Origin of the sequence: Bifidobacterium felsineum, assembly GCF_002802915.1 — a bacterium.
Taxonomy (GTDB): domain Bacteria; phylum Actinomycetota; class Actinomycetes; order Actinomycetales; family Bifidobacteriaceae; genus Bifidobacterium; species Bifidobacterium felsineum.
The window spans coordinates 1-395 of the sequence record NZ_PEBJ01000014.1; the positions used below are offsets into that span (position 1 = coordinate 1).

The 395-nt window shown below is 61.5% G+C and carries 1 pseudogene; it reads left to right on the top strand.

Annotated features, from left to right (window positions below):
* A pseudogene (locus CSQ86_RS09655) lies at positions 1–395 on the top strand (glycosyltransferase family 1 protein); the annotation flags it as partial.

The following is a 395-nucleotide window of genomic DNA, read 5'->3' on the forward strand; positions in this document are numbered from 1 at the left end:
GGCTGGTATCGGGAGAAGGGGCTTTCCCCGAAGTCGTATTACCTGGTGGTGGGCCGGTTCGTGCCGGAGAACAACTATGAGACGATGATCCGCGAGTTCATGGCCAGCGGGTCGAAGCGTGATTTCGCGCTGGTCACGAACGTGTCCGACAAGTTCCTGGAGGAGTTGAAGCGGCGCACCGGTTTCGATAAAGACCCGCGCGTCAGGTTCGTGGGCACGGTCTACGACCGTGAGCTGCTGATGAAGATCCGTGAGAACGCGTACGCGTATTTCCACGGGCATGAGGTGGGCGGCACGAACCCGAGCCTGTTGGAGGCGTTGGCGTCCACGGATCTGAACCTGTTGCTGGACGTGGGCTTCAACCGGGAGGTCGCCGAGGACGGCGCCCTGTACTG